The organism is Leptospira yanagawae serovar Saopaulo str. Sao Paulo = ATCC 700523, from assembly GCF_000332475.2.
Classification (GTDB): Bacteria; Spirochaetota; Leptospiria; order Leptospirales; family Leptospiraceae; genus Leptospira_A; species Leptospira_A yanagawae.
This window is the reverse complement of record NZ_AOGX02000047.1, coordinates 263,041-275,760: the sequence shown is the minus strand read 5'-3', so window position 1 is coordinate 275,760 and position 12,720 is coordinate 263,041. Positions and strand designations below refer to the sequence as shown.

Here is a 12,720-nt window from a genome sequence, read left to right as displayed (position 1 = left end):
GGATTCAAACCTCAAATGTTTGTCCAAGGATCTTATGAAATCCAAAAAATTAAATGTTTTACGGATTCCAAAAGATTCCATTTTGCCAACTGGTAAGTCGGATTTGGTGTACCACAAAACTGGCCAAAATCAATTTGTTCCAAAAAAAATTAAAACTGGTTTTTCTTCTTCCGAGTGGGTCGAAGTCATCGACGGTCTCAAAGAAGACGATGAAATTGTTTCAAAGGCAAGTTTCCTTTTGGATTCTGAATCAAAATTAAAGTTAGGTGGAGACAAAAATGATCAGCACAATCATTAAATTTTCAGCAAATAACCGTTATTTGGTTCTTATCTTCACATTGTTTTTAGTGTTTTTGTCTCTATTTGCAATGAAAAACATTCCTTTGGATGCTTTGCCAGATATGTCTGACACACAGGTGATCATTTATTCTAAATGGGACCGCAGTCCCGATATCATCGAAGACCAAGTAACCTATCCAATTGTCAGATCATTACTCGGTGCTCCTAAAGTAAAAGCAATCCGTGGGTTTTCTGATTTTGGATATTCCTTTGTGTATGTGATTTTTGAAGATGGAACGGATTTGTATTGGGCACGTTCACGAGTGAATGAGTACATTTCTCAATTGCAGAATAATTTACCAACGGGTGTGAATTTAAGTTTAGGACCCGATGCAACAGGTGTTGGTTGGGTGTACCAATATGTTTTGGTTGATGATACAAACCAAATGGATTTAGCAGAGATTCGATCCTATCAAGATTTTAAATTGAAGTATTTATTTAATTCGGTTCCAGGTGTTGCGGAAGTGGCAACGGTTGGTGGGTTCAAAAAACAATACCAGATTCAAATTGATCCGTTAAAACTCCAAATCTTTGGCATTGATATGGATAGGGTCATTGATACGGTACGAAAATCCAATGATGATGTTGGGGCAAGGTTACTCGAAATTGGTGGAGCCGAGTACATGATCCGTGTGCGTGGTTATGTGCAATCCAAGGAAGACATCGAACAAATTTCGTTAGGGGCAAGTCCTTCTGGTACCCCCATCTATTTGTCACAAGTGGCAAAGATTGTGGATGGACCAGATTTACGTCGGGGTGTTGGCGATTGGAACGGTGAAGGAGATAAAGTTTCAGGGATCATCATCATGAGGCATGGAGAAAATGCTCTGAAGGTAATTGAATCCATCCAAGAAAAAGTGAAATCCATCGAATCTTCTTTACCAAAAGGATTAAAGATCATACCAGTTTACGATCGTTCGGTGCTCATCAAAGAAACCATCCATTTGTTAAAGGAAAAGTTAACGGAGGAGATCATTGTTGTATCCATCATCATCCTGATTTTTTTATGGCATATTCCTTCTGCCATCGTACCAATTTTAACGATACCCATTGCCGTACTACTTTCATTTTTGCCAATGTATTTAGCGGACATTGGTTCCAATTTGATGTCTTTGGCAGGGATTGCCTTATCCATAGGTGTGTTAGTTGATGGTGCCATCGTAGAAGTGGAAAATGCGTATAAAAAATTGGAAGAGTGGGAGGCAAGTGGTCGTATCGGTGATTTTCATGCAATTCGTTTGGAAGCTCTTTTGGAAGTGGGACCATCAGTCTTTTTTTCACTTCTCATCATTGCAGTGGCATTTTTTCCCATTTTTACATTGGTGGACCAAGAAGGACGACTCTTTCGTCCACTAGCGATTTCCAAAAATTTAACCATGGCAATTGCTGCGATTCTTGCCATCACTGTGGATCCAGCGTTTCGTATGTTATTTACGAAGATGGATCCGTTTACTAAATTCACTCCAATCCTCAATCAACTTTTCACACATATCTTTGTTGGAAAATACTATTCGGAGAAAAACCATCCCATCAGCAAACGATTGTATGCAATGTATGAACCAATTGTTAAAAAGATTTTGGTACATCCGAAGAGAACTATCCTTGCGGCTGTTATGTTGTTTTTTGCCACAATCCCAATTTACTTTCAATTAGGAACTGAGTTTTTACCACCGCTGAATGAAGGATCCATTCTTTATATGCCAACCACTCTTCCTGGAATCAGCATTGGAGAAGCAGAACGAGTTCTCAAACTTATGGACCAAACTTTGGTAAAAATTCCAGAAGTTTCATCGGTGTATGGAAAGGCAGGTCGGGCAGATACCTCCACCGATCCATCTCCAATTTCCATGTTTGAAATTGTAGTTTTGTTAAAACCAGAATCAGAGTGGAGGTCTGGGCTTTCCAAAGAAGATCTGGTTAAAGAAATGAATGAGAAGTTAGACATTCCAGGATTTTCCAATGCTTGGACGCAACCTATACGCGCCAGGATCGATATGTTGTCAACGGGGATCAGAACTCCAATAGGGATCAAAGTACAAGGGGAAAATTTGGAGGAAATCCAGGAGGTTGGGATCCAAATTGAATCGGTGTTAAAAAAACAAAATGGTGTTCGGTCCATTTTTGCAGAAAGAACATCAGGTGGATATTACATTGATATCAAAATCAAAAGGGAACTTGCTGCAAAATATGGACTAACCGTTGAGGACATTCAAAAAACCATATTATCTGCATTAGGTGGAGAGAACATATCAACCACAATCGAAAAACGAGAAAGGTATTCGATTCAAATTCGTTACCCCAGAGAATACAGAGATAGTTTGGAGATGATTTCAAAGGTTCTGATCCCGATAAAAAATGGAGGGCATATCCCTTTGAGTTTTCTTGCCACATTGGATTACAATATTGGGCCCACTATGATCCGAGATGAAAATGGATTTTTAACAGGTTATGTGTATTTGGATACCACTGAGTCCGATTTGTTAGGGTTTGTGAACCGAATGAAAACCATTGTGGATACGGAAGTCCAAATTCCAAAATCAGTGTTTTTGGAATGGAGTGGCCAATATGAAAACATCATCCGTGTGCGTAATCGTATGATGATAGTGGTTCCCATCACACTTGTCTTGATTTTCTTTTTATTGTATATCAATACGAAGTCTGTTACGAAAACTGCGATTGTATTAACAGCAGTTCCGTTTTCGATGATAGGAGCTTTTTGGTTTTTATATCTTTTGGATTACCAAATTTCTGTTGCGGTTTGGGTGGGAATTATCGCCTTACTGGGATTAGATGCGGAGACGGGAGTTTTTATGCTGATGTATTTGGACCTTTCCTATGAAAAACACAAATCTCAAAATCCAAATTTGACAATTCCAGAACTGAAATTAGCCATTATCGAAGGCGCTGTACATAGGATTCGCCCAAAAATGATGACGGTTTTATCTGGTTTCATTGGACTTTTGCCCATTATGTGGGCCACAGGGTCAGGTTCTGATCTGATGAAACGAATCGCTGCTCCAATGGTTGGTGGGCTTGTGACCAGTTTTGCTTTGGAACTCATCGTTTACCCTGCGATTTATTTTTTATGGAAACAAAAGGAATTAAAAGTAGGGAATGGGGTTAGTTCAGAGAAATTTGCAAATTAAAAACAAAAGGTTGAAGCGCTGATTTTGATGGAATCAGCTATTCTCCACTTTCTTTTGGAACTTGAGGATATTGTCTCGGATCTCTTCTTCTTTTTTATGGAGTTCTTTTAGGAATTCCGTATCCAAAATCATTTCTGGTTTTTTGATAAACTTACTTTCGTCGTAATTGTCAATTTCGTACAATAGGTCTTCAATGTTGGATTCTACTTTGACCAAACTTTGGATGGACTCCACAACCTTTTTATTCACAAAGAGAATTTCTTTGAATCGTAAAATATAATGTTGGAATCTGTTTTCGCGGATCATGGCTTGTCTTTGCATTTCTTTCACCACTTCGCGTTCCTTTAGTACTTCCTTTTTCTCTATCAGGATTTGGTTTTTGAAGATACGAATCAGATTTTCCGTTTCTAGTTTATAATTTTCAAAACTACTGTTATGGTTGTTTTGAAGGTCTTCTAATTGTTTGCGAAATTCTTTTTCGCGCAATCGGTCTTGCTCTTTGCGTAATTTATCAGATGTTTGGAGTGCGTTTTTGACCCTTGTTTCGATGACAGCATCTAACATCGCTTTGTGCAGTTTGTCCAATCGCAAAAACACTGCCATTGCATATAGAATGCGTTTCATAAAATCTCCTTATCCTTAGTTTAGACGGATGATAAAGAGGGAAAGGTCATCATGTGGTTCTGCTTCTCCCACAAATTCACTTACTTTTTGTAAAATTGCTTGTCTAATCACTTCTGGAGGATCGTTGATATGTGATAAAATCACAGATTCCAACCGTTCTTCTGAAAAGAGTTCTTCTTTTAGATTCATCGCTTCTGTCACTCCATCAGTATACAATACCAGTAAATCTCCTGGTAAATAACTCACAGTGTGTTCAGAGAATTCACATTTACCGATTCCCATCGGTTGGCCTTTCCCAGATAAATGTTGGATCTTATGGTGTTTTTTACGATAGATGATTTGTAAATTATGACCAGCTGATGAATAAGTTAATTCTTTTTTTGTCATATTGATGCGCACAAGCATGGCTGTGACAAACATAAGGAAACCAGATTTATCTTGTAAGATCTCGTTTGCATTGAAGAGGGCTTCACTTGTCGAAGTGGTTTTTGACACTTCTTGTTGCAAAACAGTTTTGGAAAATTCCATAAAAAGTGCTGCGGGAGTCCCTTTCCCAGAAACATCCGCAATGATGACAGACACTTCGTCCTTTCCGTGAACGACCATATCATAAAAGTCCCCACCAATTTCACGGGAAGCCTGGTAATAAGTATCAAATTCAAGCAGTGAGTATTGTTTGGGAATGATGGGAAGCGAATGTTTTTGGATCATGGCTGCCACTTGCATATCACGATCAATGTTTTTCAAGCGTTCACTTTGTATCTTTACTTGTAAGGCAGTGTAGGCTTCACCAACTTGGTTTGTCAGAGTTCGAAGGATACGGATATCCATTTCATCAAAACGAGTGCGAGAAGTTTTATCCGAAACGATAAGAGAACCTAACCATTCTTTGTTTTTGAGAATGGGGAATAAAATCATACTGTGTTGGAAAAGCCCTCGATGGGTGAGTTGCATCCCTTGGGGAGAATTGGCGGTGATAATTTTAAAACCTTTAAACATCCAATCGGATCTGTCATTGAACAATAATGCTTCAACATCTTCGTCATGGATTTGATCGGAAAACCCTTTGGACTTGGAACGAGGTAGGCCTCGTTTTTCAATTTTTTCAAAGTTGAGGCAAACTCGGTCCACTTGCAAAACCTCGGAAATTGTTTTCACGGCAAGATCCATAAATTCATCAGAACTTTGGATATTGGCTAGAGCTTGAGAGATTTGGAAGAGGCAATTCAGTTCGTTTGCTCTTAAATTTAAATTATCGATTAGAAGACGGTTTTTCACGGCAATGGCCGCTAAGTTGGAAAGGTAACGTAAAATTTTAATGTCAGTTTGGTTGAAGTCACGATTGTCTAGCGAATTGACTGCTTCGAGTACCCCTTGCACTTCCCCTTGCGCCACCATAGGAACACAAATTAAGTTTCTCGTTACATACCCAACTTTTTGGTCAATGGCTTTAAAAATCCTTGGGTCATTGGCAGCATCATTTACAATTTCAGGTTTGAGTGTTTCGAGCACCATTCCCGCAATCCCTTTCCCCCTAGGAACTGTTAGGTGGGCCAAAGATTCTTCTTTAAGTCCACTCGTGGTATTAAAAACTAATTGGTCATTTTCTTTGTCATAAAGTAGTAAGGAAGAACCTTCGGTGTGTAACACATCACGAGTGATGCCCATAATTTCACTAAGAAGGGTATTTAAATCTTCCTGTGAATTGATTCGACTCGTAATATCTGAAATCAGACTTAATGTTAATAATTTCGTAGGCATCCAAATCTATCCTTGTTCGATCAAACTTCCAATTCCTTGGTTTGTCAAAATTTCAATTAAGACGGAATGGGGCACTCGACCATCGATGATGTGAGCACGTTTGACTCCAGAATCAATCGCTCCCAAACAACACTCCACTTTTGGTATCATGCCACCAGAGATCTGTCCAGTTTTTATATACCGGTGAATATCCACTTTTTTGAGACCGGTTACCAATTGGCCATCAATTAGGATGCCAGGAGTGTCTGTGAGTAAAATGAGTTTGTCTGCATGGAGTGCTTGTGCAATCGCACCTGCCATCGTATCGGCATTGATATTCAGAGTTTGTCCTTCTTTTGACATCGCCACTGGGGAGATGATCGGAATAAAACCTTCACGTTGTAAGGTGAGGATGATATTAGGATCAACAGATGTGATCTCACCCACAAGACCTAAATCAATTTTTTGTGTTTTGCCTTCTTCTGTTTCCACTTCCATCAGGTATTTTTCTGCGATGGCAAGGCTACCATCTTTTCCAGAGAGCCCAACAGGTTTTCCTCCTTTTTCTTGGATGAGGGAAACGATTTGTTTGTTGACTTTCCCTGTGAGGACCATTTCCACCACTTCCATCGTGGCTTCATCTGTCACACGGTGGCCACGGATAAACTGGGTATTCAGGTTGAGTGACTTAATCAGTGAGTTGATTTCTGGTCCACCACCATGGACAACAACTGGATTGATTCCTAAGTATTTGAGTAAAACAATGTCTTCAGCAAAAGAAGCCTTGAGTTCTTCTTCCACCATAGCGGCTCCACCATATTTGATAACGATGGTTTTCCCAGAATAATTGATCAAATAGGGAAGTGCTTCTAAGATATGATTGATTTTTTCTGATTGGTGGTTCATAAAAGTCCTCATTTATGATAATGAATTTTAAAGCCGCCGTTGTGCAAGTCACAAGTACCGCTAGGGTTTCAAATAACCTAACTAAGTGTAGGCAATTTGTAGAAGAAGCGTCAAAAGCAGGTGCCAAGGTAGTTGGTTTACCTGAAAACTTTTCCTTTATGGGAAGTGAAGCTGAAAAACAAAATCTCCTTGGCCAAATCGAAGAGGAAACCTATTTCTTTTTAAAAGAAACGGCAAGTGAACTCGGAATTTATCTTTTGGGAGGAGGTTTCCCAACAAAAGCACCATCAGGGAAAGTGTACAATACCGCAGTCATCATAGGTCCAAATGGAGAAGAAGTTTTCCGTTACCACAAAGCCCACTTATTTGATGCGGTGGTAGGAGATGGATTCCCCTATAAGGAATCCAATCATACAGAAAGTGGGGAAGCCGTTCCTTCCGTGGTGCAAACCGAATATGGAAAGATTTCTTCTGCTATCTGTTATGACCTTCGTTTCCCGGAACTCTTTCGGGCACTCTCTAAAGAGGGGGTTGACCTGTGTTTTCTGCCGGCAGCGTTTACGGTACCCACAGGCGAAGCCCATTGGCATGTACTCCTTCGGGCAAGGGCCATTGAAAACTTGATGTATGTTTTGGCACCAGGGCAAACTGGTACCCATGACCCACATGGCAAACGAAAGACCTTTGGCCATTCGCTGATCATCTCACCGTGGGGAGAAATTTTGGCTGAGTTAGACAGTGATGAAGGTTTTGCGATCGCAACGATTGAAATGGAAAAACTTTCCGAAATCCGAAAAACCTTACCGAGTTTACAACACCGAAGGTTTTGAATTTAAAAAAATGATTTTTTCGTAGAGGACGATTTTTTCATCAAAATAAAATCCTTCATTACCTTTTCTGCTGCTTTTTGTTTTTCCATGTGTACAAAGTGTCCGCATTCAGAAAATAAAACTGCTTTTACATGAGGAGTGGTTCGTTCCAATTCCATCACATCTTTTCCGGGGATGATCGGATCCTCTTCTCCACGCATGATAAGGGTTGGTACTTGGTTTCCAAATACAATGGGTCGGATGTCTGTGCGATCGAGCATCTCGAGGATCATTAAAATTTGCCTTGGGTTTAAGCATTCAAATTGAGGGTTGTATTCTTTTAAGAATTGCTTGATGTCTTCTCTTGCATGAAAAGCTGTCGAATCATACACCCCATAGGAAAATCCAATCTGTAACGCTTTGGGTAATGACTTTCCAATTTTAAAACCAAAGTCAAAAAAAGTTCCAAAGTTCGCACGGAGTCCCACAACCCCAATCTTCAAAATACCGGGAACCGGGCCATGCACATACGGAGCAATCGCAATCACTTGTTTGATGCGTTGGGGAAAAAGGGAAGCGATGGCAAGGACTGCCATTCCACCAGTTGAATGGCCAACAAGAGTGATGTCTTTTTCGCCGGCACTTGCCCAAATCCCTTGGGCCTGGGTTTCTAAAAAATCTTGTAGGGTGAGGCCTTTTTTTTGGTCAAAAATTTCTGCTGGGTAATGACCAACTAAGTCAAGTTCGATGACGTCTCCCAATGTACGAAAAAAAGGAATGTTGAGTCCCCAATACCCAGCGGCAGAACACCAACCTCCAATCAGAACAATGATATCCTTGGATTTAGGATTGAGGGATTTATGCCTAACGTATGTTAATCTATGATTTTTCCAGTTGTATGTTTGCCTTTCTGACATATGGTCCTCTAGTCTTCAATGATACGAGGGAAGGATCCCAAAATTTTTGTTACGACTTCGTAATTGATAGTTCCTGTCCACGTGGCATGGTCATCGGCAGAAATCACTTCATTCCCAGACTTTCCTAAAATCACAACATCGTCACCAATTTTAGCATTGGGGATATGGGTGATATCGAGCATTGTCATGTTCATACAAATCCTACCTAAAATTTTTGCCCGTTCTCCATGGACTAACATATAACCGTTGTTTGATAGTTTTCGATCTAGTCCCTCATAATAACCAACAGGAACCACAGCAAGCCTTGTTTCATGAGTTGTTTTGAATGTGGATCCGTACCCTACAAAGGTTCCCGGATTCAGATTTTGGATGTGTTGGATTTGGGTTTTCCAAGTCAGTGCCGGTTTTAACATCCCCACATCTTTTTTCATCAAAGAAAGTGAGAGTTTGGTTTCCAAACTTGGCCAAAGACCGTAGAGTGAAATTCCAACCCGAACAAGGTCCATCCTCGCTTCTGAAAATAACATAGCAGATGCAGAAGAAGCACAGTGGCAAATGAGATCGATAAACCCGTGTTTAGCGAATGTATCTATGGTTTCTTGGAAACGACTCAGCTGTAACATGGAGTGGCTATGTTCTGTAAAATCTTCTGTACTAGCAAAATGAGTGGCGATTCCAGAAAGAGGGAGTTTTTTTTCGGCGATCTCTTTTGCAATCACCTCGGCATTTTGGTGAGGAATCCCAAGACGGCTCATCCCTGTGTCCACTTTCAAATGGATTTTGGGAGTGGGGGAAAGTTTTGCCAGTAGTTCCATTTCCTCTATCCGAGAGACCATTACCCAAAAGTTTTCATCGGCAAGATCGGCGACCCTTTCCTTTAAATGAGGGATACTTCCCATGATGAGAATGGTGGTTTTGGGGAATACACGGCGAATCGAAATCGCTTCTTCAATGGAATTCACCCCTAAATAATCAGCTCCCGCATCGAGGGCAATGGAAGCCGTTGCCAAAAGCCCATGGCCATAGGCATTTGATTTTACCACAGCAGTGAATTTTGATTTAGGACCTATGAGTTTACGGAAAAGGGCGATGTTATGGCTAAAAGCTGAACGGGAAAGGTAAACCTGAGAAGATTGCACGGTCCCATTTTTTTTTACTTTTCTCTTCTGTCGCTTCAGATATTTCTAATTTTACATGTCTGAATCTCCATCTGTTTTCCCGTCCTTCCCAAAATTTTCCAACTGGAAAGGCATTTCCGAGTATTTCCCCGTACAAAAAGAATCGGTTTGGTTGAACTATTGTGGGACCACTCCGATGTCTACCTATGCCATTGAAATGATGAATGCCTACTTCCTAGAGTATGCAAAGTTTGGGATCTTTGCTCCTAATTTTTCAGAACCACAAATCAAAAAAGAAATTCGTAACTACCTCTCTCAGATTTTACATTGTGATCCTTCTGAAATTGGGATCGTACATAACACTAGTGAGGGGATGAATTTTTATTCTCATAGCATCCAAATTCCGAAAGGCAAACGAATTCTCGTTTTGGAAAATGAGTACCCAAGTAATGTTTACCCTTGGGAACATTGGCAATCCAAAGGAGTATCCCTTTCCTTTGTGAAAGTAGGCAAAACTCCCGATGAGTTTTTAGAAAACCTAAAATTTGAACTTAATAAAAACGACGTATACCTCCTTAGCCTATCACCTGTTCACTGGTGTACGGGGGTGGTATTTGATATGGACGCTGTATCCAAACTTTGTGAAACATACAATACCAAATTGGTGATTGATGGGAGCCAAGCAGTGGGGCACATCCCATTGGATTTTTCCAAAACAAAAGTTGCCTTTTGTGCCTTTGCTGCTTGGAAATGGTTACTTGGTCCTCTAGGGCTTGGGGTGATTTATATTTCCAAAGAAGAATCCAAAGGATTCCAATTGGTCTTTAAGGGACAAGCAAGTGTTGTGAATGATTCCAATTATTTTCCATATCGCGATGAATGGAAACCGGCTGCAGAACAATTTGAACAAAGTACAATCAATTTCAATGATTGGATTTATTTTTTCGCTTCCCTAAGAATGTTATCCACTCTTGGATTTGACCGTGTACAAGAACGGATTTATGAAGTGGCAGGGATGCTAAAAGACATTTTGCACGAGTTAGGCTTTACTCTTGAATCTGATTTGTTTCCACATGTAAAAACTGGGATCCTTGCCATCACAGGTCACAAAAACCCAAATCAATTCCAACCTGAGGCCATCCAAGCCCACCTCAAAGGGAAGGGAATCATAACAGCTGTTCGTTTGGGACGACTCCGAATGGCCCCACATATCGGCATTGAGGGAGAACACATCCAACGTGTGAAAACCCATTTACAAACCTATCTAGACAAATTGTAAAGAAAGGGATTTTTGAATTTGTTTTTTCATCATGTAAACATTCCTTAGTGATTCTTTTTCATCGACATACAATGATATCTCAATGGATTACGAATGTTGGGAACCGAAACGTGCAGTTACAATTCCTAGGATATAAAAAGTAAATTTATGTTAGGTAATCTTTCCAAACAAATTGTGAATGCTTTTCCTCTCGTTTTACTTGGTATTGCAGGACTTGGTTTTGTTTCACCAGAATGGATTGTCTGGTTTAAAGGAGCTTGGATCACTTATAGTTTAGGCCTTATCATGCTCGGGATGGGTCTTTCTTTGCAGGTAGAAGATTTCCTTCGGATCTTTCGCCAACCAAAACCAATTCTCATTGGAACTGCATTGCAATATTCCATTATGCCATTGCTTGGTGATGCTCTTGGGTATTGGTTTGGATTGCCAGAAGCCTATGCTGTCGGACTCATCCTTGTCGCTTGTTGCCCTGGTGGGACGGCATCAAATGTGATCACATTCCTGGCAAAAGCCAATGTCCCACTCAGTGTTACGCTCACTTCTGTTTCCACAATCCTTGGAATTCTATTCACACCTGCACTTGTTGCTTATTTCATCGGAAGTCGTTTGGAGATTGACCGTATGGGACTTGTCCTCACCACCTTCCAAGTGATCCTTTTGCCTGTGGGACTTGGTCTTTTTCTCAAATCCTTTTTCCCTAGGGCAACCGAAAAAACAAAAGATGTATTCCCCGTACTATCTGTCCTTCTCATTGCCATGATAGTGGCATCAATCATTGCTAGTGGAAAAGAAACGATCCTCAAATCTGACTACCGCATCTTTTTGGCAGTGGTTTGTTTGCATGTTGGTGGGTTTGGACTTGGGGGAATCTTTGCCTGGGTCCTCACTCGTGAAACAAAGATCTCACAAACGATTTCCATTGAAGTGGGAATGCAAAATTCTGGGCTTGGGGCAGTGCTTGCGAAAACCCATTTTCTTGACCCAAACACTGCCATCCCGAGTGCTTTGTCGAGCCTCACTCATTCCCTCCTTGGAAGTCTCTTTGCGACCTATTTTCGAAGGGAACCGAAAAAACCGGCTATTGTGAATTGACTATATATGGGGTCGGTACGTCATGGCATAAATTATGAGAGAAATCATAAAACTAACCTGTGTCCCATGTGCGATACCTGGGCGGTCAAATTACTTCCAGACTAAAAACAAAAAGACAAAGTCGGAAAAACTTGTGACAAAAAAATATTGCAAATTCTGCAAATCTCACACGGATCACAAGGAATCCAAAGTCTAAGGAATAAGATGCCGAAACCAGCTGCAAAATCCTCCGCCGAAAAGGGAGTCGACAAGAAGTTCATCGAAGAGGTGCGTGAGCTCCTCCAAGAGAAAAAAGAATCTCTTCTCATCAAACTCAACCAGTGGGAAGACACGAGCTCTCCCTCTGGCCTTAAGGAAATGGGAGACATTGCAGACATCGCATCCGAACTCAATTCAGAAGCCCTCACTTCTGTTTTGACTGAAAACGAAATTGAGACTCTTCGTGAGATCGAACTCGCTTTAGAGAAAATTGAAAACGGAACCTATGGGATCTGTGAAGGGACAAAGAAAAAAATCCCGATTGCCAGACTCAAAGCGATCCCGTGGACAAGATTCACTGTAGAATTCGCGGAACAAATGGCGAAAAGCCGTAACCGCGCTGGTGGTTACCGAGTGGATACCCTTTCGGCTTACCCCACAACGGGAATGGATGTAGATTCTCTCGACTAGAGAGGATCAAATTCTGATTTAGGTTCCTTCGTCCTCGCGTTTCTCACTTCGCTCCCATAGTTCTCTTTCTTCAATTTTGTT

11 protein-coding genes and 1 pseudogene are annotated in these 12,720 nt (G+C 40.7%); 7 read left to right on the top strand and 5 right to left on the bottom strand.

Annotated features, from left to right (window positions below):
* Both LEP1GSC202_RS19375 and LEP1GSC202_RS19370 read left to right on the top strand, forming a co-directional pair.
* A pseudogene (locus LEP1GSC202_RS19375) lies at positions 1 to 298 on the top strand (hypothetical protein); the annotation flags it as partial.
* A complete protein-coding gene (locus LEP1GSC202_RS19370; RefSeq protein WP_015679451.1) occupies positions 279 to 3,485 on the top strand; it encodes an efflux RND transporter permease subunit in 3,207 nt (1,068 codons plus the stop codon). The pseudogene LEP1GSC202_RS19375 and the gene LEP1GSC202_RS19370, both read left to right, overlap by 20 nt.
* Positions 3,486 to 3,518: 33 nt before the next feature.
* Here LEP1GSC202_RS19370 and LEP1GSC202_RS19365 read toward each other — a convergent pair whose 3' ends face one another.
* The 3 genes from LEP1GSC202_RS19365 to argB are packed head-to-tail and all read right to left on the bottom strand — an operon-like array spanning position 3,519 to position 6,755.
* Entirely contained in the window at positions 3,519 to 4,109 is a 591-nt protein-coding gene (locus tag LEP1GSC202_RS19365; RefSeq protein WP_015679243.1) for a hypothetical protein, read from the bottom strand.
* 15 nt (positions 4,110 to 4,124) lie between these two features.
* Complete coding sequence (locus tag LEP1GSC202_RS19360; protein WP_015679346.1) at positions 4,125 to 5,870, bottom strand: SpoIIE family protein phosphatase; 1,746 nt, start codon at positions 5,868 to 5,870, stop codon at positions 4,125 to 4,127.
* A 6-nt stretch (positions 5,871 to 5,876) separates the two neighbouring features.
* Positions 5,877 to 6,755 (bottom strand): acetylglutamate kinase, encoded by an 879-nt coding sequence (gene argB, locus LEP1GSC202_RS19355; protein WP_015679416.1) that lies wholly within the window; start codon positions 6,753 to 6,755, stop codon positions 5,877 to 5,879.
* Between the two features lie 20 nt (positions 6,756 to 6,775).
* Between argB and LEP1GSC202_RS19350 the strand changes: the two genes are divergently transcribed.
* Positions 6,776 to 7,585, top strand: coding sequence for a carbon-nitrogen hydrolase family protein (locus LEP1GSC202_RS19350; protein ID WP_015679427.1), 810 nt, complete (start codon positions 6,776 to 6,778; stop codon positions 7,583 to 7,585).
* 2 nt (positions 7,586 to 7,587) lie between these two features.
* Here the strand turns inward: LEP1GSC202_RS19350 and LEP1GSC202_RS19345 are convergent, their stop codons facing one another.
* Positions 7,588 to 8,481 (bottom strand): alpha/beta fold hydrolase, encoded by an 894-nt coding sequence (locus LEP1GSC202_RS19345; RefSeq protein WP_015679300.1) that lies wholly within the window; start codon positions 8,479 to 8,481, stop codon positions 7,588 to 7,590.
* 8 nt (positions 8,482 to 8,489) lie between these two features.
* Positions 8,490 to 9,620, bottom strand: a complete 1,131-nt coding sequence (gene alr, locus LEP1GSC202_RS19340; protein ID WP_015679289.1) for an alanine racemase — start codon at positions 9,618 to 9,620, stop codon at positions 8,490 to 8,492.
* A gap of 55 nt (positions 9,621 to 9,675) precedes the next feature.
* On the opposite strand from alr, the gene LEP1GSC202_RS19335 reads away from it, so the two are divergent.
* The 4 genes from LEP1GSC202_RS19335 (at position 9,676) to LEP1GSC202_RS19325 (ending at position 12,639) form a co-directional block, all read left to right on the top strand.
* On the top strand, positions 9,676 to 10,878 hold the full coding sequence (locus LEP1GSC202_RS19335) for an aminotransferase class V-fold PLP-dependent enzyme (protein ID WP_015679360.1): 1,203 nt from the start codon (positions 9,676 to 9,678) through the stop codon (positions 10,876 to 10,878).
* Between the two features lie 147 nt (positions 10,879 to 11,025).
* Entirely contained in the window at positions 11,026 to 11,970 is a 945-nt protein-coding gene (locus LEP1GSC202_RS19330) for a bile acid:sodium symporter family protein (protein WP_015679440.1), read from the top strand.
* A gap of 34 nt (positions 11,971 to 12,004) precedes the next feature.
* Entirely contained in the window at positions 12,005 to 12,166 is a 162-nt protein-coding gene (gene rpmG / locus LEP1GSC202_RS19810; protein WP_081431684.1) for a 50S ribosomal protein L33, read from the top strand.
* Between the two features lie 8 nt (positions 12,167 to 12,174).
* The gene (locus LEP1GSC202_RS19325; RefSeq protein ID WP_015679276.1) at positions 12,175 to 12,639 is read left to right on the top strand and encodes a TraR/DksA family transcriptional regulator; all 465 of its coding nucleotides are present in this window, start codon (positions 12,175 to 12,177) and stop codon (positions 12,637 to 12,639) included.
* The last annotated feature ends 81 nt before the right edge of the window (positions 12,640 to 12,720 follow it).

Excerpts from the sequence above, each read along its gene's own strand:
- LEP1GSC202_RS19370 (WP_015679451.1), top strand. The coding sequence starts at position 279 with ATGATCAGCACAATCATTAAATTTTCAGCAAATAACCGTTATTTGGTT.
- LEP1GSC202_RS19365 (WP_015679243.1), bottom strand. The coding sequence starts at position 4,109 with ATGAAACGCATTCTATATGCAATGGCAGTGTTTTTGCGATTGGACAAA.
- LEP1GSC202_RS19360 (WP_015679346.1), bottom strand. The coding sequence starts at position 5,870 with ATGCCTACGAAATTATTAACATTAAGTCTGATTTCAGATATTACGAGT.
- argB (WP_015679416.1), bottom strand. The coding sequence starts at position 6,755 with ATGAACCACCAATCAGAAAAAATCAATCATATCTTAGAAGCACTTCCC.
- LEP1GSC202_RS19350 (WP_015679427.1), top strand. The coding sequence starts at position 6,776 with ATGAATTTTAAAGCCGCCGTTGTGCAAGTCACAAGTACCGCTAGGGTT.
- LEP1GSC202_RS19345 (WP_015679300.1), bottom strand. The coding sequence starts at position 8,481 with ATGTCAGAAAGGCAAACATACAACTGGAAAAATCATAGATTAACATAC.
- LEP1GSC202_RS19335 (WP_015679360.1), top strand. The coding sequence starts at position 9,676 with ATGTCTGAATCTCCATCTGTTTTCCCGTCCTTCCCAAAATTTTCCAAC.
- LEP1GSC202_RS19330 (WP_015679440.1), top strand. The coding sequence starts at position 11,026 with ATGTTAGGTAATCTTTCCAAACAAATTGTGAATGCTTTTCCTCTCGTT.
- rpmG (WP_081431684.1), top strand. The coding sequence starts at position 12,005 with ATGAGAGAAATCATAAAACTAACCTGTGTCCCATGTGCGATACCTGGG.
- LEP1GSC202_RS19325 (WP_015679276.1), top strand. The coding sequence starts at position 12,175 with ATGCCGAAACCAGCTGCAAAATCCTCCGCCGAAAAGGGAGTCGACAAG.